General features: G+C 63.1%; 19 protein-coding genes. 15 read left to right on the top strand and 4 right to left on the bottom strand.

The genetic code is table 11. The features are described 5' to 3' along the window. Positions 1–98 precede the first annotated feature (98 nt). Positions 99–662, top strand: coding sequence for a hypothetical protein (locus BLU15_RS03610; protein WP_143034195.1), 564 nt, complete (start codon positions 99–101; stop codon positions 660–662). A gap of 167 nt (positions 663–829) precedes the next feature. On the opposite strand, the gene BLU15_RS03605 is transcribed toward BLU15_RS03610, so the two are convergent. Next, a complete protein-coding gene (locus BLU15_RS03605; RefSeq protein ID WP_060515931.1) occupies positions 830–2,140 on the bottom strand; it encodes an MFS transporter in 1,311 nt (436 codons plus the stop codon). A 320-nt stretch (positions 2,141–2,460) separates the two neighbouring features. On the opposite strand from BLU15_RS03605, the gene aqpZ reads away from it, so the two are divergent. The 10 genes from aqpZ (at position 2,461) to ligA (ending at position 15,960) form a co-directional block, all read left to right on the top strand. After that, positions 2,461–3,147, top strand: coding sequence for an aquaporin Z (gene aqpZ / locus BLU15_RS03600; protein WP_034792491.1), 687 nt, complete (start codon positions 2,461–2,463; stop codon positions 3,145–3,147). A 310-nt stretch (positions 3,148–3,457) separates the two neighbouring features. Further along, on the top strand, positions 3,458–4,384 hold the full coding sequence (locus tag BLU15_RS03595; RefSeq protein WP_090294311.1) for a D-alanine--D-alanine ligase: 927 nt from the start codon (positions 3,458–3,460) through the stop codon (positions 4,382–4,384). Beyond that, a complete protein-coding gene (ftsQ, locus tag BLU15_RS03590) occupies positions 4,372–5,322 on the top strand; it encodes a cell division protein FtsQ (protein WP_060605507.1) in 951 nt (316 codons plus the stop codon). Before BLU15_RS03595 ends, ftsQ begins: the two co-directional genes overlap by 13 nt. After that, positions 5,319–6,650: a cell division protein FtsA gene (ftsA, locus tag BLU15_RS03585; RefSeq protein WP_034792498.1), complete on the top strand. Its 1,332-nt coding sequence runs from the start codon at positions 5,319–5,321 to the stop codon at positions 6,648–6,650. The genes ftsQ and ftsA overlap by 4 nt, the downstream gene beginning before the upstream one ends. 105 nt (positions 6,651–6,755) lie before the next feature. Beyond that, on the top strand, positions 6,756–8,543 hold the full coding sequence (gene ftsZ / locus BLU15_RS03580) for a cell division protein FtsZ (protein WP_034792500.1): 1,788 nt from the start codon (positions 6,756–6,758) through the stop codon (positions 8,541–8,543). A gap of 334 nt (positions 8,544–8,877) precedes the next feature. Then, entirely contained in the window at positions 8,878–9,831 is a 954-nt protein-coding gene (gene lpxC / locus BLU15_RS03575; RefSeq protein ID WP_034792502.1) for a UDP-3-O-acyl-N-acetylglucosamine deacetylase, read from the top strand. A 173-nt stretch (positions 9,832–10,004) separates the two neighbouring features. Next, a complete protein-coding gene (locus BLU15_RS03570; protein ID WP_034792504.1) occupies positions 10,005–10,871 on the top strand; it encodes an outer membrane protein assembly factor BamD in 867 nt (288 codons plus the stop codon). 37 nt (positions 10,872–10,908) lie between these two features. After that, positions 10,909–12,582 (top strand): DNA repair protein RecN, encoded by a 1,674-nt coding sequence (gene recN, locus BLU15_RS03565; RefSeq protein ID WP_090294310.1) that lies wholly within the window; start codon positions 10,909–10,911, stop codon positions 12,580–12,582. A 159-nt stretch (positions 12,583–12,741) separates the two neighbouring features. Continuing rightward, positions 12,742–13,731 (top strand): hypothetical protein, encoded by a 990-nt coding sequence (locus BLU15_RS03560; RefSeq protein WP_113080892.1) that lies wholly within the window; start codon positions 12,742–12,744, stop codon positions 13,729–13,731. A 75-nt stretch (positions 13,732–13,806) separates the two neighbouring features. After that, positions 13,807–15,960, top strand: coding sequence for an NAD-dependent DNA ligase LigA (ligA, locus tag BLU15_RS03555; protein WP_090294466.1), 2,154 nt, complete (start codon positions 13,807–13,809; stop codon positions 15,958–15,960). 34 nt (positions 15,961–15,994) lie between these two features. Here the strand turns inward: ligA and BLU15_RS03550 are convergent, their stop codons facing one another. The 3 genes from BLU15_RS03550 to BLU15_RS03540 all read right to left on the bottom strand — a co-directional run bounded on the left by BLU15_RS03550 (position 15,995) and on the right by BLU15_RS03540 (position 17,882). After that, a complete protein-coding gene (locus BLU15_RS03550) occupies positions 15,995–16,648 on the bottom strand; it encodes a CatB-related O-acetyltransferase (protein ID WP_060528756.1) in 654 nt (217 codons plus the stop codon). Between the two features lie 203 nt (positions 16,649–16,851). Beyond that, positions 16,852–17,262 carry a VOC family protein gene (locus tag BLU15_RS03545; protein WP_060515938.1) on the bottom strand — a complete coding sequence of 137 codons (411 nt, stop codon included), beginning with the start codon at positions 17,260–17,262 and terminating at the stop codon, positions 16,852–16,854. A gap of 320 nt (positions 17,263–17,582) precedes the next feature. Beyond that, complete coding sequence (locus BLU15_RS03540) at positions 17,583–17,882, bottom strand: hypothetical protein (RefSeq protein ID WP_060515939.1); 300 nt, start codon at positions 17,880–17,882, stop codon at positions 17,583–17,585. 249 nt (positions 17,883–18,131) lie between these two features. Between BLU15_RS03540 and panC the strand changes: the two genes are divergently transcribed. The 4 genes from panC (at position 18,132) to BLU15_RS03520 (ending at position 21,074) form a co-directional block, all read left to right on the top strand. Beyond that, positions 18,132–19,007, top strand: coding sequence for a pantoate--beta-alanine ligase (gene panC / locus BLU15_RS03535; RefSeq protein WP_034792514.1), 876 nt, complete (start codon positions 18,132–18,134; stop codon positions 19,005–19,007). A gap of 1 nt (position 19,008) precedes the next feature. After that, positions 19,009–19,830: a 3-methyl-2-oxobutanoate hydroxymethyltransferase gene (gene panB / locus BLU15_RS03530; protein WP_034792516.1), complete on the top strand. Its 822-nt coding sequence runs from the start codon at positions 19,009–19,011 to the stop codon at positions 19,828–19,830. 210 nt (positions 19,831–20,040) lie between these two features. Continuing rightward, positions 20,041–20,757, top strand: a complete 717-nt coding sequence (locus BLU15_RS03525; RefSeq protein WP_034792518.1) for an AzlC family ABC transporter permease — start codon at positions 20,041–20,043, stop codon at positions 20,755–20,757. A gap of 2 nt (positions 20,758–20,759) precedes the next feature. Continuing rightward, positions 20,760–21,074, top strand: a complete 315-nt coding sequence (locus BLU15_RS03520) for an AzlD family protein (RefSeq protein ID WP_034792520.1) — start codon at positions 20,760–20,762, stop codon at positions 21,072–21,074. Positions 21,075–21,204 lie beyond the last annotated feature (130 nt).

Genomic DNA, 21,204 nt, shown 5'->3' with positions numbered 1-21,204 from the left:
CTTGTTTTTCCGGCGGGCGGCAAGCGGCTGCCAGCGCCTTTGCAGAATGCCGGGGTCCCTACTCAATCACGGTCGAGGAGAAAGCTCGAGTGCGTTGCTTGCAAAGACTGTCGTATGCGAGGTTGCTCGCCGTTTCAGCCCTATTGGCCAATCTTGCGTTCTTTGCGCCCGTCAAGGCTATGGATGAGGTGCGTCTGCAAGCTGCCGTCGCCTCGCTCGGTGACGGTGCTGACGCCCAGCGTCTCGAAGCCAGGGTTGCCGATCTCGTAAAATCAGGCGACCAGATCGAGCTTGCGAAGCTGGCCGAACAGATCCGGATGAAAGACGGCGATTTCCTCGACATTCTGGCAAAGTTCTATGAGCAGCCGGAGCAAGCGAACGCGACGCCCGGTTGGCAGCAGATCGCACTCTCAATGGGGCCATGCCACTACGCCAACGCTGCCATCCGCATCGTCGCGATGAAGATCGCGAACGGCACTCACCCAGCCATCCGAAACGGCGTTGTCATGATCGACGGCACGGAGGTCGACAATATTTTCGCGGAATCGATGCATCGCTGCGAGTTGATTGCGCGTCTTCCCAAGTCCACGTGGCAGGTCGGCTCTAGCTGCGCCATGACCGGCGACTGCGCCGACGATCCGGACCTCATGGAGCAGCAGTGAGTCGAGCAGCCAGCGCTTTGCTGGCGCTGGCCCGCCGCGTGCTGCGATCGTCATCGGATTGGCTTCGGAGGCTTCGCGAACAGAGGGCGCCAAACGAAAGGGCCGCAGCGTTGCCGCTGCGGCCCTTCTTGGTTGTGATCGGCCGCGCTAGGCGGGGCCAGTCGTGATCAGGCCGAAACCTCGTCTTCCGTCGACAGCACCAGGCACAGAAGCGTGATGGCGGCGGCGGCCAGCAGGTAGTAGCCGACGTAATCGAGGCTGTAGTTGGTGGCGAGCCAGGTGGCGATGTACGGCGCCAGCGACGCGCCGAAGATGCCGGCGAGGTTGAAGGTCATGGACGCGCCGGTGTAGCGCACCGAGGTCGGGAAGGGGGCTGCCAGCGCTGCGCCGATCGGGCCGTAGGTGAGGCCCATGAGGCCGAGGCCGATGATCGAGAACAGGAAGGCGCCGCCAAGGCCGCCGGCAAGAAGCGGGGCCATGAACAGGCCGAAGACGCCGATGCCGATGGTGGTGATGATCAAGATCAGGCGACGGCCGTAGCGGTCCGAGAGGATACCGGCAACCGGGATCATCAGGCCGAAGAAGACGACGCCGGTCATCTGCACGACCAGGAACTGCTCACGCGAATAGCCGAGCTTCGCCGTGCCCCAGGAGAGCGAGAAGACGGTCATCAGGTAGAACAGCACGAAGGTCGCAAGCGCCACGAAAGTGCCGAGCACCAGGCTGCGCTTGTGGAAACGGAAGATCTCGGCGATCGGCACCTGCACGCGCTCGTGCTTGTCGACGGCCTTCTGGAACTCTGGCGTTTCGGTGATCTTCAGGCGGACATAAAGGCCGACGGCGACGAGCAGGATGCTGGCGATGAACGGCACGCGCCAGCCCCAGGCGAGGAAGGCTTCGTTGCTCATCACTTCGCCGAGGATCAGGAAGGTGCCGGCCGACAGGATGAAGCCGATCGGCGCGCCGAGCTGCGGGAACATGGCGTACCAGCTGCGCTTGCCCTCAGGCGCATTCTCGGTGGCAAGCAGCACTGCGCCGCCCCATTCACCGCCAAGGCCGAGACCCTGGCCGAAACGGCAAAGCGCGAGCAGCAGCGGAGCTGCGACGCCGATCGTGGCATAGGTCGGCAGAAGGCCGATGACGACCGTGGAGATGCCCATGGTCATCAGCGCCGCCACCAGCGTCGCCTTGCGGCCGACCTTGTCGCCGAAATGGCCGAAGATCACGGCGCCGAAGGGGCGGGCGAAAAAAGCGATCGAGAAGGTCGCGAAGGATTGCAGCATTGCCGAGGTCGGGTCCGAGCCCGGGAAGAACAGGTGCGGGAACACCAGAACGGCGGCGGTGGCGTAAACGTAGAAGTCGAAGAATTCGATGGTCGTGCCGACGAGGCTTGCGAACAGCACCCGGGCAGGGGAGTTCACTGCCGCGTGCTTTGACGCATTGTCCTTCGGCGACAGGGAGGTTGTCGCGTCTGTCATTATCATTGTTCCTATGGATGTAAGACCGTCTTGGGAGGCGGGTGCGGGCGTCTTAACGCAAGTTTCGACATGACGAAACCCTGATATCGTAAGAAGTGCGAACGATATCGACGTCATGCGCATCATTATTCTGTCGGCGCTCCGCTCTGGGGCCGCGGCGCGGGACGGCCTTTTCGCTTGCGCCTCAACTGCTTTGCCGTAGGCAGATTTTCACGTTTTGCGGGAGCTTCGCTTGGCGGGACAACCCGGATTGACGAGAATCAAATTGTGGCAAACTCTCGACGGCGAAGCGATCGGCTTCGTTTTTCAGGAGCGAATGCATGTTCAAAAGGCTTTCTGCGGAATTTCTCGGTACATTCTGGCTCGTTTTCGGCGGTTGCGGCAGCGCCGTGCTGGCGGCTGCCCTGCCTGAGGTCGGTATTGGCTATCTCGGCGTCTCCTTTGCTTTTGGCCTGACGGTGCTGACCATGGCCTATGCGGTCGGCGGCATTTCCGGCGGGCATTTCAATCCGGCCGTCTCGGTGGGGTTGCTGGTTGCGGGCAAGTTCCCGGCGCACAAACTTGTCGGCTATGTCATCGCCCAGGTGCTGGGTGCCATCGCCGCGGCGGCGGTTATCTATCTGATCGCCAGCGGCAAGGGGGATTTCCAGCTCGGTGGCTTCGCTGCCAACGGTTACGGCGCGCATTCGCCGGGCGGCTACTCGCTGACGGCGGCGCTGGTTGCCGAGGTGGTGCTGACCGCCTTCTTCCTGTTCATCATTCTCGGCTCCACCCATGGCCGAGTGCCCGCGGGCTTTGCGCCGATCGCCATCGGCCTGGCGCTGACACTGATCCATCTGGTCTCGATTCCGGTGACGAACACGTCGGTCAATCCGGCCCGCTCGACGGGGCAGGCGCTCTTCGTCGGCGATTGGGCGGTCGCGCAATTGTGGCTGTTCTGGGTGGCGCCGATCGTCGGCGCGGCGATCGCCGGCATCGTCTGGAAGATCGTCGGTGATGACGACTGATCCAATTCGGATGCCGTCAGGCATAGACCCGCCGCCCTGGCTGCGGCGGGTTTTTTCATTTTTTCTTCTGTTTATGCATTAGATTCAAGATTACTCCGCAACCCTTTGATCTCTCGCTAAAATGCCTTGTTCCACATGCGCTTGCGCCTGCAACCGGCGTTTCATTTCCTGACCGGGGTTAACGAAAGTAAACGGTTCGTTAACCTTAATGACGTTCTAGTGACCCCAATGGCGCAGCTGACTCGCGAGGGCGGGAGCCAGCCAGACGCAAGGAAGCCTTGCGATAGTGGCGTATTGTCTGGGGGTTTGAATGAACGGCAAGCATGTGGCTGTCCTGATGGGCGGATTTTCTTCGGAGCGACCGGTTAGCCTGTCGTCCGGGGCTGCCTGTGCGGATGCCCTGGAGGCTGCCGGCTATCGCGTCACCCGGATCGACGTCGATCGCAATGTCGCAGAGACGCTGGCCGCGCTGCGACCCGACGTTGCCTTCAACGCCCTTCATGGACCGTTCGGCGAGGACGGCACGATCCAGGGCATCCTCGAATATCTTGAGATCCCCTACACCCATTCCGGCGTACTTGCCTCGGCGCTCGCCATGGACAAGGCGCAGGCCAAGCACGTTGCGGCTGCTTCGGGTATTCCAGTTGCCGATGCGCAGGTCATGGATCGCCATGCCTTTGGTCCGAAGCACCCGATGAAGCCGCCTTACGTGGTCAAGCCGGTTTCCGAAGGCTCCAGCTTCGGTGTCGTCATCGTCCAGGAAGATCAGTCGCATCCGCCGCAGGTGGTGACGTCGAGCGAATGGCGTTACGGCGACCGAATCATGGTCGAGCGTTATGTCGCCGGCCGCGAACTGACCTGTGGTGTCATGGGCGACAAGGCGCTCGGCGTCACCGAAATCATCCCGCAGGGCCATGCCTTCTACGATTATGATTCCAAATACGTAAAAGGTGGTTCGCGTCACGTCATTCCGGCACAGATTTCACCAAATATTTACCAAAAAATACAAACACTCGCTCTGAAGGCGCATCAGGCAATCGGTTGCCGGGGCGTCAGCCGATCCGACTTTCGTTTCGATGACAGTTCCTCCGCCGAGGGCGAGCTGATCTGGCTGGAGATCAACACCCAGCCCGGCATGACACCGACCTCCCTGGTGCCCGAGATGGCCGCGCATGCCGGCTACAGCTTCGGTGAGTTTTTGAGTTGGATGGTGGAGGACGCGTCGTGTTTGCGTTGAGGGGCAAAAGGGGCAAGAGGGTTCGTCACCTCGATGGCGCCGCCGCCGTCGATGTGGATGGCGCGCGCGTACTGCCGCGTCCGCTTCGTCGCGTCGTGCGCTTCTTCGTCAGCCTCGGCGCTGGCCGCATCCGCTTTCCCGCCTATACCGGCACGCTGTCGGCGATCGCCTTTTTCGCCGCCACCGGCTTTTACGGCATGTCGCTCGGCGGCCATACGCAGAATTTCGCGCAGGCCTCGACCACGGCCGCAGGCTTCGCGATCGAAGACGTCAAGGTTTCCGGCAACGACCAGACCTCGGAAATCGACATTCTCCAGCAGCTCGGCCTCGACGGCACGACGTCGCTGGTGGCGCTCGATATCGCCGAAGCGCGCAAGCTGATTGCGGAAATGCCCTGGGTGCAGGGCGTCACCGTTCGCAAGATCTATCCCGGCACGATCGAGGTTAGCCTCACCGAGCGCAAGGCCTTCGGCATCTGGCAGCACGGATCGGACCTTTCGCTGATCGAGCGCAGCGGCAGCGTGATCGCGCCCTTGCGCGACAACAAGTTTGCCGCTCTGCCGCTCTTCGTCGGCCGTGACGCCGAAACGGCGGCTGCCGATTTCTACGACGAGTTCTCCCGCTGGCCGGAGATCCGCTCGCGCGTGAAGGCCTTCGTGCGCGTGGCCGGCCGCCGCTGGGACCTGCGCCTCGACAACGGCATCGTCGTCAAGCTGCCGGAGCACGACGTCGCCCGGGCGATGAAGGTGCTCTCCGACATGGAAAGCCAGCACCAGCTCCTCGAGCGCGATATCGCTGCCGTGGATCTGAGGCTCGAAGACAGAACAACAGTTCAGTTGACGCCGGACGCAGTGACCCGGCGCGAAGTTGCCTTGAAGGCGAGGGACAAGATGCTGAAGGCGCAGGAGACCGAAAAGAAGAAAGAAGGCCGCATATGAGTCTATTCGGTTCCTCCAGCTTTGGCCTGCCGCGCCTGAAGCCGCTTTCCTCGAAGCGGTCTCATGTCGTCTCGGTGCTGGATATCGGTTCGACCAAGGTGGTCTGCATGATCGGCCGGCTGACGCCGCGCGCCGAAAGCCAGATCCTGCCCAACCGTACGCATAGCGTCGAAATCATCGGCATCGGCCACCAGAAGTCCCGCGGCGTCAAGAACGGCGTCGTCGCCGACCTCGATGCGGTCGAGAGCGTCGTCCGGCTCGCCGTCGATGCGGCCGAGCGCATGGCCGGCCTCACCATAGACAGCCTGATTGTCAACGTTTCGGCCGGCCGGCTGCAGAGCGACGTCTATACCGCGACGATCGATCTCGGCGGCCAGGAAGTCGACGCCAATGATCTGCGCAAGGTTCTCTCCGCCGCCGGCCAGCAGTCGCTGCGCTCCGACCGCGCCATCCTGCACTCGCTGCCGACGGGCTTCTCGCTCGACGGCGAGCGCGGCATCCGCGATCCGCTCGCCATGTTCGGCGACGTTCTCGGCGTCGACATGCATGTGCTGACGGCCGAACGGGCAGCGCTCAAGAACCTCGAACTCTGCGTCAATCGCGCCCACCTTTCGGTCGAGGGCATGGTGGCGACCCCCTATGCCAGCGGTCTTGCCGCTCTGGTCGACGACGAGGTCGAACTCGGCTGTGCGGCGATCGACATGGGTGGCGGCACGACGACGATCTCGGTCTTTGCCGAAGGCAAGCTGGTTCACGCTGACGCTGTCAGCCTCGGCGGCCATCACGTGACGACGGATCTGGCGCGCGGTCTTTCGACCCGCATCGAGGATGCCGAACGGCTGAAGGTCGTGCACGGGTCGGCTCTGCCCAACAGCGCCGACGAACGCGACATCGTATCGGTTCCGCCGATCGGCGAGGACGACCGCGATCAGCCGACGCATGTGCCGCGCGCACTTGTGTCGCGCATCGTGCGCGCCCGCATCGAAGAGACGCTGGAACTCATCCGCGATCGCATCCAGCGCTCGGGCTTCAGCCCGATCGTCGGCAAGCGAATCGTTCTGACGGGCGGCGCCAGCCAGCTGACTGGCCTGCCGGAAGCGGCTCGCCGCATCCTCGCCCGCAATGTTCGCATCGGCCGTCCGCTCGGAGTTTCCGGGCTGCCGGCCGCTGCCAAGGGCCCGGCCTTCTCCACGGCGGTCGGCCTGATGATCTATCCGCAGGTCGCCGACCTCGAGACCCATGCCTCCCACGGCGGCATGTTCTCGGCGCTCGGCGCCGGCAACGGCCGCATCGCCCGCATGGGCCAGTGGCTGAAAGAGAGCTTTTGAGTGACGGCCGGCTCCGACAGGGACGGGGCCGGGTGAAGACAAACTAGGACTTTGAAAGATTTGGCCGGCTCGGCAAGGCGGCCAGAAACCAGAAGGAACGGGACTATGACTATCAACTTGCAGAAGCCGGATATCACGGAGCTGAAGCCCCGCATCACCGTCTTTGGTGTAGGTGGCGGCGGCGGCAATGCTGTCAACAACATGATCACCGCAGGCCTCCAGGGCGTCGATTTCGTCGTCGCCAACACGGATGCCCAGGCACTCACCATGACCAAGGCCGAGCGCATCATCCAGATGGGCGTCGCCGTCACCGAAGGTCTCGGCGCCGGTTCGCAGCCGGAAGTCGGCCGCGCGGCCGCCGAAGAGTGCATCGATGAGATCATCGATCACCTCAACGGCACCCACATGTGCTTCGTCACCGCCGGCATGGGTGGCGGCACCGGCACCGGTGCAGCCCCGATCGTCGCGCAGGCCGCCCGCAACAAGGGCATCCTGACGGTCGGCGTCGTCACCAAGCCGTTCCATTTCGAAGGCGCGCGCCGCATGCGGCTCGCCGACCAGGGCATCGCCGAACTGCAGAAGTCGGTCGACACCCTGATCGTCATCCCGAACCAGAACCTCTTCCGCATCGCCAACGACCGCACGACCTTTGCGGACGCGTTTGCTATGGCCGACCAGGTTCTCTATTCGGGCGTTGCCTGCATCACCGACCTCATGGTCAAGGAAGGCCTCATCAACCTCGACTTCGCCGACGTCCGCTCGGTGATGCGCGAAATGGGCCGCGCCATGATGGGCACCGGCGAAGCTTCGGGCGAAGGCCGCGCACTGGCCGCCGCCGAAGCCGCGATCGCCAACCCGCTGCTCGACGAAACCTCGATGAAGGGCGCCCAAGGCCTCCTGATCTCGATCACCGGCGGCCGCGACCTCACCCTGTTCGAACTCGACGAAGCGGCTACCCGTATTCGCGAAGAAGTCGACCCGGATGCCAACATCATCCTCGGCGCGACGTTCGACGAAGACCTCGAAGGCCTCATCCGCGTCTCGGTCGTTGCCACCGGCATCGACCGCACGGCCGCGGAGGTGGCGGGTCGTTCCGCCGACTTTCGTCCGGTAGCAGCAAAGCCGGTCGTCCGCCCGTCCGCCGCCGTTCCGGCCCAGCAGCCGCAGCCGGTTGCCCAGCACCAGCCGGCCCCGGTTCACCAGCCGGTGATGCAGCAGCCGGTCGCCCAGCCGGTTCAGCAGCCGATGCAGCAGCAGGCAACCGCCGACCAGATCGCAGCCGCCATCCGCGAAGCCGAAATGGAGCGCGAGCTCGACATCGCGACCCGGGCTGCCCAGGTGCAGGCCCAGGCCCCGGTTCAGCAGCCGATGCACGACGACAACTTTCGTCCCCAGAGCAAGCTTTTCGCCGGTGCTGCACCGGTAGAGGCCGCTCCGGTCATGCGCCAGCCGCAGCCGCAGATGCAGCCGGTTCAGCCCCAGCCGCAGCCGATCATGCGCCAGGAGCCCGTCGCTCCGGTCATGCGCCAGCAGCCGGAACAGGTTCGCATGCCGAAGGTCGAAGACTTTCCGCCGGTCGTAAAGGCAGAGATGGACCGCCGCGCACAGCCGGCTGCCCCGATGCAGGAAGAGCGCGGCCCGATGGGTCTGCTCAACCGCATCACCAGCTCGCTCGGCCTGCGTGACCGCGAACAGACCCCGGCAGCCGCCGACATGACGGCTTCCGCCCCGACCGCTGCTTCCCAGCAGCGCCGGCCGCTCTCGCCGGAAGCGAGCCTCTATGCGCCGCGCCGCGGCCAGCTTGACGATCACGGTCGCGCTTCGCCGCAGGCGCGCCCGCAAGAAGATGATCAGCTCGAAATCCCGGCGTTCCTGCGCCGTCAATCGAACTGATTGGAAGGCCCGTTCCTTCACCTTGCCGAATGCCCGGGCAACTGCCCGGGCATTTTTGCATTTTGTTCATTATTTCAGGTGTTTGATTCGATGTTACGGACCGTCGCAAATGCGTAACAAAGCGAAACGAACAGTGATTTGGAATGGTGCCTCCAAACTCCTATTTTCAGACTCGGAATTGGGGACGCATGCGATTCGATCAAGCGCTGTCTGTTCGAAACGCAGAGGACCGGTCGTTGAGCCGGGACTCTCGGGCATCTTTCTTGTGCCCTGAAGATCGTTGCGTCCACCAGCAGGTTTTGGCCATTGGCCACAGGTATTGAAAGTGACGAGAATGGGAATCGAATTGCTCGGGTTTCAGACGACGATTGCAAGCCCGGTAACGCTCAAGGGAATTGGCGTTCATTCCGGTGCGGAAGTGTCGATCACCTTCCATCCGGCCGAAGCCGATGCGGGCATCGTTTTCCAGCGCGTTCTCTCCAACGGCCGGGTCAGCGAATACAAGGCGGTTTCCTCGCAGGTCGGCAACACCGATCTCTGCACCGTTCTCGGCATGTCGCCGGCGACTTCGATCGCCACGATCGAGCATGTGATGGCGGCGATCTACGCGCTCGGCCTCGACAACCTCACGGTCGAAGTGCACGGCGCCGAAATGCCGATCATGGACGGCAGCTCCGAACCCTTCATCGACGCGATCGAGCAGGTGGGCGTTCGCGCCCTTGCGGTCAAGCGTCGCTACATCCGCATCGTCAAGCCGGTGCGCATCGAATCGGGTGCCTCCTGGTCGGAGTTCACGCCCTATGACGGCATGCGCTTCGAGGTCGAGATCGATTTCGATTGCCCGCTGATCGGCCGCCAGGCCTGGAAGGGCGACATGACGCCTTCGGTCTTCAAGCGCGAGCTGTCGCGTGCCCGCACCTTCGGCTTCATGCGCGATGTCGAACGCCTCTGGGCGGCTGGTTTTGCGCTCGGCTCCTCGCTCGAAAACTCCGTCGTCATTTCCGACGACAACACGGTGATCAACGTCGAGGGCCTGCGCTACACCGACGAATTCGTGCGCCACAAGACGCTCGATGCGGTTGGCGACCTCTCGCTCGCCGGCGCGCCGTTCATCGGCTGCTACCGCTCGTACCGCGGCGGCCACAAGATGAACGCCAACGCGCTGAAGGCACTTCTCAGCGACCCGACGGCCTACGAAGTCGTCGAAACGGCAACCCCGCGCCAGCGTACCCGCGCGCGCGATATGGTTGCAGTGGCAGCTCCGGGCTTCGCGCCCTGGTCCGCATAACAAGAAAAGTCATCATCTCCTCCAGTCGCCGGCCGAAAGGCCGGCATTTTCATGATAGAGCTGCCACAAATTTGCATGAATCACCGATCATGACGTTGCGGTCTCAAGGTAACTTGCTCTAAAAGCGCATGTCTGGCGGGGTGCATGCCCGCAGAATGGAACGGGAATATCCGATGGTTCTTGCAGTTTCTGTGGATTTGAAAAAGTCAGCGCGCGTCGCCGCCGTCATTGTCGCGGCCGTTGCCGGCAGCGCCCTGATTACCGCCTGCCAGAACGATCCCGATATCGACATCACCAAGCTGACGGCCGAAACCGATCCGCCGGAAGTGCTCTACAATCAGGGCCTCGCCAACCTCAATGCCGGCAAGACGACGGAGGCGGCGCGCAAGTTCGAAGCGCTCGACCGCCAGCATCCGTTCTCGGAATATGCCCGCAAGGCGCTGGTCATGAACGCTTTCGTTTCTTACCGTAACGGTCAGTACCAGGAGGCGATCAACGCCACCGGCCGCTACCTCAATCTTTATCCGCAGTCGGAAGACGCGGCCTATGCGCAGTACATCCAGGGTCTCGCCTATACCAAGCAGATCCCGGCGGTGACGCAGGACCAGAAGCCGGCCTTCAAGGCGATCGAGGCCATGCAGGCGGTCGTAGACCGCTACCCGGACTCCGAATATGTCGACGACGCCAAGTCGAAGATCCGCTTTGCCCGCGACCAGCTGGCCGGCAAGGAGATGCAGGTCGGCCGCTACTATCTCGAGCGCAAGGAATACCTTGCCGCCGTGTCGCGTTTCCGCGTCGTCGTCGAGCAGTATCCGAACACCAACCAGGTTGAAGAAGCGCTGGCGCGCCTGACGGAAGCCTATTTCGCGATGGGCGTGACTCAGGAGGCGCAGACCGCTGCCGCCGTTCTCGGTCACAACTACCCGGACAGCCAGTGGTACAACGATAGCTTCAAGCTGCTGCAGTCGGGTGGCCTTGAGCCGCGTGAAAGCGGCAACTCCTGGATTTCGCGCGCCGCCAAGAAACTCGTCGGCGCCTGATATCTATCGGCGCCCTTCAAGGAAGATATAACCCCGGATGCTTGCCCAGCTTTCGATCCGCGATATCGTCCTGATTGAACGGCTCGATCTCAATTTCGACGCCGGGCTCTCGGTGCTGACCGGTGAAACCGGGGCCGGCAAGTCCATCCTTCTCGACAGCCTGTCGCTCGCCCTTGGCGGGCGCGGCGATGGCTCGCTCGTCCGCCACGATTCCGACAAGGGGCAGGTGACGGCGGTCTTCGACGTGCCGATGGGGCATTCGGCGCGGCTGATGCTCAGGGAAAACGGCATCGACGACGACGGCGACCTGATCTTTCGTCGCGTGCAGTCGGCCGACGGCCGCACCAAGGCCTATGTCAACGACCAGCCGATCAGCGTCCAGCTGATGCGCCAGCTCGGCCAGACGCTGGTCGAAATTCACGGACAGCACGATGACCGCGCGCTCGTCGATATCGATGCGCACCGCACGCTTCTCGACGCCTTCGGTGGCACCGCCGAAGAAGCGGCACATGTGAGCGAACTCTATCGCGCCTGGAAGGATGCCGAGCGCGGCCTGAAGAAGCACCGCGAGCGGGTCGAGGCGGCCGCGCGCGAGGCGGACTACCTTCGGTCTTCGGTCGAAGAACTGGAGAAGCTCAGCCCCCGCGACGGCGAAGAGGACGAGCTTGCCGAGAACCGGGCGCGGATGATGAAGGCCGAGCGCATCGCCGGCGACATCAACGAGGCCTCGGAGTTCCTGAACGGCAACGCTTCGCCGGTTCCGCTGATCGCCTCACTCGTGCGCCGTCTCGAGCGCAAGAGCCAGGAGGCGCCGGGCCTGCTCGAAGAAACGGTCGAGTTGCTCGACGGTGCGCTCAACCAGCTTTCGGACGCGCAGATGTCGGTCGAGCGGGCGTTGCGCAACACGGAGTTCGATCCGAAGGAATTGGAGCGGGTGGAGGAGCGGCTGTTCGCGCTGCGCGCCGCCAGCCGCAAATATTCGGTTCCGGTCACGGAACTGCCGGCACTCGCGGTTCGCATGATTTCCGATCTCGCCGATCTCGATGCCGGCGAGGAAAAGCTGAAGCAGCTCGATGCACAAGTCGGCGTGGCACGGGTGGCGTTCGACGCTTCGGCGCGCTCGCTCTCCGAAAAGCGTCGCCATACCGCGACCGCGCTTTCCGACGCTGTCATGGCCGAGCTGCCGGCGTTGAAGCTCGAGCGGGCACGCTTCATGGTCGAGGTGCAAAGCGATCCGTCGCTGCCGACGGTCGACGGTATCGACCTCGTCGAGTTCCACGTCCAGACCAACCCCGGCACGCGGCCGGGCCCGATCATGAAGGTGGCTTCCGGCGGCGAACTTTCGCGCTTCCTGCTGGCGTTGAAGGTGGCGCTTGCCGATCGCGGCTCGGCGCCGACGCTCGTCTTTGATGAAATCGACACCGGTGTCGGCGGTGCGGTGGCCGATGCTATCGGCCAGCGGCTGAAGCGGCTCTCGGCAACGGTGCAGGTGCTCTCCGTCACCCACGCGCCGCAGGTCGCGGCCCGTGCGGCAACGCATCTTCTGATCTCCAAGGGTCCTTCGACCGAGAAGGCCGAGATGATTTCCACCCGTGTCGCCCGCATGGACGACAAGGCGCGCACCGAGGAAATCGCCCGCATGCTTGCCGGCGCCTCGATCACCGAAGAGGCGAGGGCGGCTGCCGCTCGCTTGCTTTCCGGCAACGGCTAGATCATCCTGGCGCCAAGTGGAAGCATTGGCGGCTGAAGGATGCGATGTCCTCAGAATGTTCATCTGAACCCACGGTCTTGGGCTTCCTAAGCCTTTTGGTTGAATTGTTGCGCCGCTGCACCCGTGTTCTATTTCCTCTGCGGTTGGGGCACTTCGGGCATGTGGGAGAAACTTGAGCATAGACTGGAGATCCGGTTTGCGCAGATGCGTGCGCATCCGGAACTGATCCTGCTCATCGCGCTCGCCTATGCCGGCCTTATCCTGACGATAAAGGAAGCGAACCAGGAACTGGGTGGCTTCGGGGTGTTCGCGTGCATTGCGATCGCCGTGACTGCAGCAACTCTTGTCGCAAGGCTGCGACACGCCTCGCAGGTCGGGCTGGCGGAGGAGGAGGCCGATCCTCAGCCGCCGAACGCGGACGAAGTCACGCCATTGGCGCTTGTGGCGCCCTGTGCGCACGGGGACCGTTCCTATCTTGTCCGCGTCCCGGCGCCGACGGCGGTTGCCTATGAGGTGGTCCGCAAGGCACAGGATGTGTTTCGCAGCGGCGCGATCGATCCCGAAGAGGATATGAGGGCGTTCCATTCCGACCCCTACAGCCTGATCTGCCTGCAGGACCTCGACGGCAACATCTTCGGCTTCATCGACTACTACGCCTTCGAGAAGAACCACTTCAAACTGTTCCTGCAGGGGCATTATGCCTTCGGCAACCTGCTGGCGAGCGGGCTGCTTGCCCATCCGCAGGCGCGAAAGGCGAAGGTCGTCTATCTCGCGACCATCCTCAATATGAGCTTCCTGCTCGATTCCATGCGCGCCGAGCGCCGCAGGCAGAACGGCATTCTCGTCTGGGCGACGGTTTCGGCGATCCTCGAACACCACACGTTCCCGCCCGACGGCATCGACATCTACAGCATCGGCTGGGACAAGGGCGGGGCCGCGATCCTGAAGATGTTCGGTCTGCAGCCGGTGAGCCGGGTGATGCGTGGCCAGGCGGAAGGCAAATGGATCTACTGCAAGCGTGGTGTCCAGAAAAAGGATCTCGAGGCCATCCGCTGCCGTTATCAGAGGCGCTATGAACGCTGGTGCGAACTGGATGTCAGGCCGCTTGTCGGGCTCGCGCCGGGGGCCGTCAATGCCACTGGCGCGTGAGCTGACGGCGCCGGACGGTCTTTTCTTTCCCATCAGTTGCTCTACAAAACGACTTCGAATCCGGAGTCGTCGCGCATGTCCCAAGAATTGAAACCCGTCGAGAATCTCAATGAAACGGAAGCGGCCGAAGAGCTTGCCTTTCTCGCGGCCGAGCTTGCGCGCCATGACGCGCTTTATCATGGCCAGGACGCGCCGGAGATTTCGGATGCGGACTATGACGCGCTGAAGCGGCGCAACGACGCGATCGAGCAGCGCTTTCCGGTACTCATCCGCGACGACAGCCCCTCGAAGAAGGTGGGTGCTGCACCCTCCGTCACCTTCCAGCCGGTCGTGCACGCCCGGCCGATGCTGTCGCTTGACAACACGTTTTCCGACGAGGACGCGCGCGATTTCGTCGCCTCGGTCTATCGTTTCCTCGGCCAATTGCCGGACAACTCCATCGCCTTTACCGCCGAGCCGAAGATCGACGGGCTCTCCATGTCGCTGCGCTATGAGAACCGCCGGCTGGTGACGGCCGCGACCCGCGGCGACGGCACGACTGGCGAAAACGTCACCGCCAATATCCGCACCATCGGCATGATCCCGCAGACGCTGCCGGCAGGTGCGCCCGATGTCGTCGAGGTGCGCGGCGAAATCTATATGGCGAAATCGGACTTTGCCGCGCTCAACGCCGAGATGGCGGCGCTCGGCAAGCCGCTCTATGTCAACCCGCGCAACACCGCTTCGGGCTCGCTGCGCCAGCTCGACGCCAAGGTGACGGCGAGCCGCAAGCTGCGTTTCTTTGCCTATGCCTGGGGCGAGATCTCGGAAATGCCCGCCGACACGCAGATGGGCATGGTCGAGGTGTTCAAGAGCTGGGGCTTCCCGGTTAACCCGCTGATGCAGCGGCTCTCCTCGGCCGACGCGCTGCTGGAGCATTACCACCACATCGAGCGCGAACGGCCGGATCTCGACTACGATATCGACGGCGTCGTCTACAAGGTCGACCGGCTCGACCTGCAGGCCCGCCTCGGCTTCCGTTCGCGCTCGCCGCGCTGGGCAACCGCGCACAAGTTTCCTGCCGAGCAGGCCTTCACCCGGCTGACGGCGATCGACATCCAGGTCGGCCGTACCGGCGCGCTGACGCCGGTGGCACGCCTTGAGCCGATCACGGTCGGTGGCGTCGTCGTCACCAACGCGACGCTGCACAACGAGGATTACATCAAGGGTCTCGGTAATTCGGGCGAGGCGATCCGCGAGGGCCGCGACATCCGCATCGGCGACATGGTGATCGTCCAGCGCGCCGGCGACGTCATTCCACAGATCGTCGACGTGGTCATGGACGAGCGCAAGGCGGGGAGCGAGCCCTATCGCTTCCCGACCACATGCCCGGTCTGCGGCAGCCATGCGGTGCGCGACATCAACGAGAAGACCGGCAAAGTAGATGCGGTGCGCCGCTGCACCGGCGGTTTCGTCTGCCGCGCGCAGGCCGTCGAGCACCTGAAGCACTTCGTCTCGCGCAACGCCTACGACATCGAGGGCCTCGGTTCGAAGCAGATCGAGTTCTTCTTCGAAAGCGAAGACCCGACGCTGATGATCCGCACGGCGCCGGATATCTTCACGCTGGAGAAACGCCAGGAGGCGTCGCTCACCAAGCTCGAAAACATCGACGGCTTCGGCCGCGTCAGCGTGCGCAAGCTTTACGACGCCATCAATACGCGCCGTTCGATCGCGCTGCAGCGTTTCATCTATGCGCTCGGCATTCGCCATGTGGGCGAGACGACGGCAAAGCTGCTGGCGCGTTCCTATGGCACCTACGAGCACTTCGGCGAGGCGATGCGCGACGCGTCGACGTTTACGGGCGACGCCTGGAATGAACTCAACAGCATCGACGGCATCGGCGAGGTGGTCGCCCGTGCCATCGTCGAGTTCTACAAGGAGCCGCGCAACCTCGAAGTCGTCACCCGGCTGTTGTCGGAGGTGACGCCGGAGGCAGCGGAAGCACCGGTTGCCTCAGACAGCCCGGTCGCCGGCAAGACTGTCGTCTTCACCGGTTCGCTCGAAAAGATGACGCGCGATGAAGCCAAGGCCAAGGCCGAGAGCCTCGGCGCCAAGGTGGCAGGTTCCGTGTCGAAGAAGACCGACATCGTCGTTGCCGGACCGGGTGCCGGCTCCAAGCTCGACAAGGCCCGCGAACTCGGCGTCGCGACCATGGACGAGGACGAGTGGCTGGCGCTGATCGGCGGGTAATCCCCGCCGGTTGCATGCAATCGGCAGAGCGTCGTTACGCCTGCCTGCTGTCGTACTCTTCGGAGGCGGCTTTCAGGGCGGCAATATCGTCGGCGCAGATGAAACGGCGCAGCGCGTCGAACTTCGACCGTTCCCACTGGTAGATGCCGAGCGCAATCAGCGTCTCGACATCGGTCGCGGGGAAACGCTGGCGCACGGGGCGGGCAGGGTTCCCCGCAACGATGGTGTAGGGCGCAACGTCCTTCGTCACGATGGCACCCGACGCGATGACGGCGCCTTCGCCGAGCGTCACACCCGGCATGATCATGGCGCGCATGCCGATCCAGGCGCCGTCGCCGATGACGGTGTCGCCCTTGCCGACATAGGCTTCGCCGATCACATCGAGGAAGGGATAGAGGCTAACCCAATCGGTGCGATGGGTGTGGTTGCCGCCCATGAGGATCACCGCCTCGGCGCCAATCGCGACATAGTCGCCGATCAGCAGTTGATCGATTGGCCATTGCGGTTCCCAGGCCCTGAGGCTGTATTCGTCGCCATAGAGGTAGCGAACGACACTTTCCTCGAAGGATCCGGTCCAGGCGTTGCTGTAGTAGCTGTTGCTGCCGCGCACGTGAATGTTCGGGTTGCGCACTGTCTCATGCAAGAGCTCGACCTTGGACCAATGCTTGGCTTCGACCTTCGTGGACATGGGGTTCCTCATTCTCAATGCTTGCAAGCGAAGCTGCGCGTCGCTCGCCATTCGTATCCCGTCCCAACTATCGGATTCACCGGTCGCTTTCTTCTCAAATCGGGCGCCGACCGGAAGCTTTGGCGGGCACTGCGATCATTCCATCACACAAAAACGCCCGCCGCTTTTGGCGGCAGGCGCAAAGTTCGGGGCACTGCGCGAGATCAGGAGGCCTGCTGCTGGGCGGCTTCCTGGTCCATCCACATGAATTCCCAGACGTGACCGTCGAGGTCCTGGAAGGAAATGCCGTACATGAAGCCGTAGTCGAGAGCCGGCTTCCAGGGCTTGGCGCCGGCAGCGAGCGCCTTGGCGAGCATGTCGTCGCATTCAGCGCGGCTGGACGCGGAAAGGGCGGTAATGACCTCGGTTCCTTTCCGGGCGTCGCTGATCTCGCCGGTGATGAAGTCGCGGAACTTCGGCTCGGTCAGAAGCATGACGAAAATATTGTCCGAGATCACCGTGCAGGCGGCGGTGTCGTCGGAGAACTGCTCGTTGAAGGTGAAGCCGAGGGCGGCGAAGAACGCGCGCGAGGCCTTCAGATCCTTGACCGGCAGGTTTACGAAAATCATGCGCATGAAATGCTCCTTGGAATGGATTTCGTGTTTTACGGATCTGATCACTTCGTTGTTTCGGCGAAACCACGAAGCGATCTAACTCTTTGATTGACGCAACTCCGGACGGAAAACTGCGTCGCACTTTTCCTGGAGTTGCCCTAAGGACGAATGCCGGTCGACGATCCCGACACCGGCTCAAAGATTTTTTGAGCCGGGCTGATGTGGGGTGCAACTACAGGTCTTCAAGCGGAGCGAGACCTGCTTCGATGCTGCAAATAGGATCGACGGTGCTAGCGGCTGCGAGCGGCCCCAAGGGCGCGCGCCGCTGCTCGATGTTATTGTCACTTCACCGTGCACACGCCGTTGGCGCCGCCCTTGCCGGTGTAGGACACGCTCGGCGAGCCGTCGGGATTGATGCTGAGCGAGATGGTGACGCCGGCGCCGTGCGCTTCGTAGTAGTTCTCGTTGAACACCTTGAGCTTGGCTTCCTTGCCGTTGATGTAGATCGGGCCGCCTTCGTCGGCATGGACCTCGATCTTGCCGGGGCAGGTGGCGTTGACCAGCGGGATTTTTGCTTCGGCCGCAGCGGCGAAGGCAAGCGTCGGGACGAGAACGCCGAGAAGGCGCAGGCAGGGTTTCATCTTGCTCTCCAGCGTGGGTTGCATGTGGCGTCGATCGCCAACCGTGACAGGCTGCCGGTGGAAGTCAAGCGCGGCTGAGCGTCACCAAGCTGTCATCAATCCGATTGTTTTTTTGCGCTGCACAAGATAGAGGATTGCAGCCGAATTTTATGCAAATGCCTTTTCGCGGAGCAGGTCGCGGCCATCTGCGAAGGCAGCGCACCAGCATCCCAAAGGGCAGGGCGCCGGCGCGGATTGGAGGGTCCGGAGATGAAGACTTTCACCACCATCGCCGAGCTGCGTGCAGCGCTTGCCGAGCATAGACGCGCCGGCAAGACGGTCGGCTTCGTGCCGACCATGGGCTACCTGCATGTCGGCCATATGGAGCTGATGCGCCGGGCCCGCGAGGAAAACGACGTCGTCGTCGCCAGCATCTTCGTCAATCCGCTGCAGTTCGGCGCCAACGAGGATCTTTCCAAATATCCGCGCGATCTCGCCCGCGACCAGGCGATGCTCGAAGCGGGCAGCGTCGACTATCTCTTTGCCCCCGGTGTTGCCGACATGTATCCGCGACCGATGGAAACGGTCGTCGACGTGCCGACGCTTGGCAGCGAGCTCGAGGGCTCCGTGCGCCCCGGTCATTTCGCCGGTGTTGCCACCGTCGTCACCAAGCTCTTCAACATCGTTGGGCCCGATCGCGCCTATTTCGGCGAGAAGGATTTCCAGCAGCTGCAGATCATCCGCCGCATGGTGGACGATCTCGCCCAGCCGGTGACCGTGATCGGCGTGCCGACGGTGCGCGAGGCCGACGGGCTCGCCTGCTCGTCGCGCAATGTCTACCTGACGGCCGAAGAGCGGCGTGCCGCGGCGATCGTGCCGAAGGCGCTGGATGAGGCGCAGCACCTCGTTGCCTCCGGCGTCAGCGATGTCGTCGAACTCGAAAAGGCCGTGACCGAGTTTCTGGCGAGCGAGCCCTTGGCGAAGCCCGAGGTCGTAGCGGTGCGCGATCCCGAGACGCTGGAGACGATCGAAACGATCGGCGACCGGCCGGTGCTGCTTCTGCTCTTCGTCCGCTTCGGCACGACGAAGCTGCTCGACAATCGCGTGATCGCCCCGAAATCCGCATCATTTGCAAAGGTTGCCTGACATGAGCGTGCAGACCGCCAAGCGCCGGCTCAGCCCCGCCAACATCGAAGCGCTGAAGGGCGAGCGCCCGATCGTCAGCCTCACGGCCTATACGACGCCGATTGCGCGGCTGCTCGATCCGCATGTGGACTTTCTGCTGGTCGGCGATTCCGTCGGCATGGTGCTCTATGGCCTCGACACGACCGTCGGCGTGACGCTGGAAATGATGATCGCCCATGGCCAAGCGGTCATGCGCGGCTCGCAGCAGGCCTGCGTCGTCATCGACATGCCCTTCGGCTCCTACCAGGAATCGAAGGAGCAGGCGTTCCGCAGTGCGGCGCGTATCCTCAAGGAAACCGGCTGCAGCGCAGTGAAACTCGAGGGCGGGGCGGAGATGGCCGAGACGGTCGAGTTTCTCGTCAGCCGCGGCATTCCGGTGCTCGGCCATGTCGGCTTGATGCCGCAGCTCGTCAACACGACCGGCGGTTATCGCTCGGTCGGCCGCAACGACAAGGAAGTGGCAAAGATCCGCCGCGACGCCAAGGCGATCGACGATGCCGGAGCGTTTGGCATCGTCATCGAGGGCACGGTCGAGCCGGTGGCCCGCGACATTACCGCGGAGCTGCGCTCGCCGACGATCGGCATCGGCGCGTCGCCTGCCTGCGACGGCCAGATCCTCGTCTCCGACGACATGCTCGGCCTCTTCAACGACTTCAAGCCACGCTTCGTCAAGCATTTTGCCGAGTTGGCGCCGGCGATCTCGAAGGCTGCCGAGGAGTATGCGAACGAGGTGAAGGCGCGCACGTTCCCCGGCATCGAGCATACGTTCCAGGTCAAGAAGTAAGGGGCGGCTGGCCCGCGCCGGCGCTTATTCCAAGCGATAAAGCGCATCGTTTTCCTGATCGGTGCGCCTTTTGTTCAAGCCTCGTTCGCCGAGGCATCATAAAATTCAATCATTGTATCAGCGCATTTGAATTGTTGCCGGGGGCGCAAGCGCCTATCAGTCCGGCACCGGCCGCATGGCGCGTCATCGCCTCGGCCGGCGGAGGTTTCCATGAAAAAAGATGAATTCTGGGAAGGGGTCCGCGGCGGCTTTCCCATCATGCTGGCAGCATCGCCCTTCGGTGCGCTGTTCGGGGCGCTTGCGGTCGACAATGGCTTCACCATTGCCGATGCGGTGTTCATGAGCGCGACCGTCTATGCCGGCGCTAGCCAGATGGTCGGCATCGAGCTCTTCGGCAATCACGTCCAGCCCTGGCTGGTGGTGCTCTCCGTCTTTGCGGTCAACTTCCGCCACGTGCTCTATTCGGCCTCGATCGCCAAATATGTCCGGCACTTCACCTTCGGGCAGAAGTTCCTCGCCTTCTTCCTGCTGGTCGATCCGCAATATGCCGAGACCGAAAAGCGCGGCGAGCGCGGCTTGCCGATCACCTTTGCCTGGTATCTCGGCTTCGGTCTCGTGATCTACATCCCGTGGATCATCAACACGCTGGTCGGCGCGATCTTCGGGCAGATGATCGGTGACCCCAAGGCGATCGGCCTTGATGTCCTGCTGCCGGTCTATTTCATGGGTCTCGTCATGGGCTTCCGCAAGCGTGACCGGTTCCTGCCGATCGTCATCGTCTCGGGGCTTGCATCCGTCGCCGGCATGCATTTCGTCGGCTCGCCATGGCATGTCAGCATCGGAGCACTAGCCGGCATCATTCTTGCCGCCTGTCTGCCGCCAAGCGAGCGGGCAGTGGCACCGACGGGTGTCGAGAAGGAGGCGTGAACATGGATCCGCAACACCTGAACCTCATCTACCTGATCATCGCGGCGGCCGTTGCGACCTTCCTGACGCGTGTCGGCGGCTATATCCTGATCACCCAGATGAAAGAGATCCCGCCGCGGCTGGAGGCGGCGCTCAACGCCGTTCCCGCAGCCGTTCTGACGACGCTGGTGGCGCCGGCCTTCGTCTATGGCGGGCTCGACGTGACGATCGCCATGTTCGTCGCCTTTGCCATCGCGCTTGGGCTGAATCTCTCAACACTGCGCATGCTCGTCATCGGCTGGGTGGTGGTCATGGTGATCCGGCATCTGGTGATGTAGGACGCCCGTCCGCGGTGGTGTGCGAAGCCGTGGACGGATGTGTTGCGCCCGTTTCGATTGGCGGCGCGCGCATCCTGGACTATCATCTCTGCCGTTGCCGGAGAGGCAGGACATATCCCCCCTCGTTAGG

This window comes from Ensifer sp. YR511 (assembly GCF_900103045.1).
Classification (GTDB): Bacteria; Pseudomonadota; Alphaproteobacteria; order Rhizobiales; family Rhizobiaceae; genus Ensifer; species Ensifer adhaerens.
Note: the sequence above shows the minus strand (reverse complement) of the source record. Positions and strands in the feature narration are given on the sequence as shown.

Excerpts from the sequence above, each read along its gene's own strand:
- BLU15_RS03605 (WP_060515931.1), bottom strand. The coding sequence starts at position 2,140 with ATGACAGACGCGACAACCTCCCTGTCGCCGAAGGACAATGCGTCAAAG.
- aqpZ (WP_034792491.1), top strand. The coding sequence starts at position 2,461 with ATGTTCAAAAGGCTTTCTGCGGAATTTCTCGGTACATTCTGGCTCGTT.
- BLU15_RS03595 (WP_090294311.1), top strand. The coding sequence starts at position 3,458 with ATGAACGGCAAGCATGTGGCTGTCCTGATGGGCGGATTTTCTTCGGAG.
- ftsA (WP_034792498.1), top strand. The coding sequence starts at position 5,319 with ATGAGTCTATTCGGTTCCTCCAGCTTTGGCCTGCCGCGCCTGAAGCCG.
- ftsZ (WP_034792500.1), top strand. The coding sequence starts at position 6,756 with ATGACTATCAACTTGCAGAAGCCGGATATCACGGAGCTGAAGCCCCGC.
- lpxC (WP_034792502.1), top strand. The coding sequence starts at position 8,878 with ATGGGAATCGAATTGCTCGGGTTTCAGACGACGATTGCAAGCCCGGTA.
- BLU15_RS03570 (WP_034792504.1), top strand. The coding sequence starts at position 10,005 with ATGGTTCTTGCAGTTTCTGTGGATTTGAAAAAGTCAGCGCGCGTCGCC.
- recN (WP_090294310.1), top strand. The coding sequence starts at position 10,909 with ATGCTTGCCCAGCTTTCGATCCGCGATATCGTCCTGATTGAACGGCTC.
- BLU15_RS03560 (WP_113080892.1), top strand. The coding sequence starts at position 12,742 with ATGTGGGAGAAACTTGAGCATAGACTGGAGATCCGGTTTGCGCAGATG.
- ligA (WP_090294466.1), top strand. The coding sequence starts at position 13,807 with ATGTCCCAAGAATTGAAACCCGTCGAGAATCTCAATGAAACGGAAGCG.
- BLU15_RS03550 (WP_060528756.1), bottom strand. The coding sequence starts at position 16,648 with ATGTCCACGAAGGTCGAAGCCAAGCATTGGTCCAAGGTCGAGCTCTTG.
- BLU15_RS03545 (WP_060515938.1), bottom strand. The coding sequence starts at position 17,262 with ATGCGCATGATTTTCGTAAACCTGCCGGTCAAGGATCTGAAGGCCTCG.
- BLU15_RS03540 (WP_060515939.1), bottom strand. The coding sequence starts at position 17,882 with ATGAAACCCTGCCTGCGCCTTCTCGGCGTTCTCGTCCCGACGCTTGCC.
- panC (WP_034792514.1), top strand. The coding sequence starts at position 18,132 with ATGAAGACTTTCACCACCATCGCCGAGCTGCGTGCAGCGCTTGCCGAG.
- panB (WP_034792516.1), top strand. The coding sequence starts at position 19,009 with ATGAGCGTGCAGACCGCCAAGCGCCGGCTCAGCCCCGCCAACATCGAA.
- BLU15_RS03525 (WP_034792518.1), top strand. The coding sequence starts at position 20,041 with ATGAAAAAAGATGAATTCTGGGAAGGGGTCCGCGGCGGCTTTCCCATC.
- BLU15_RS03520 (WP_034792520.1), top strand. The coding sequence starts at position 20,760 with ATGGATCCGCAACACCTGAACCTCATCTACCTGATCATCGCGGCGGCC.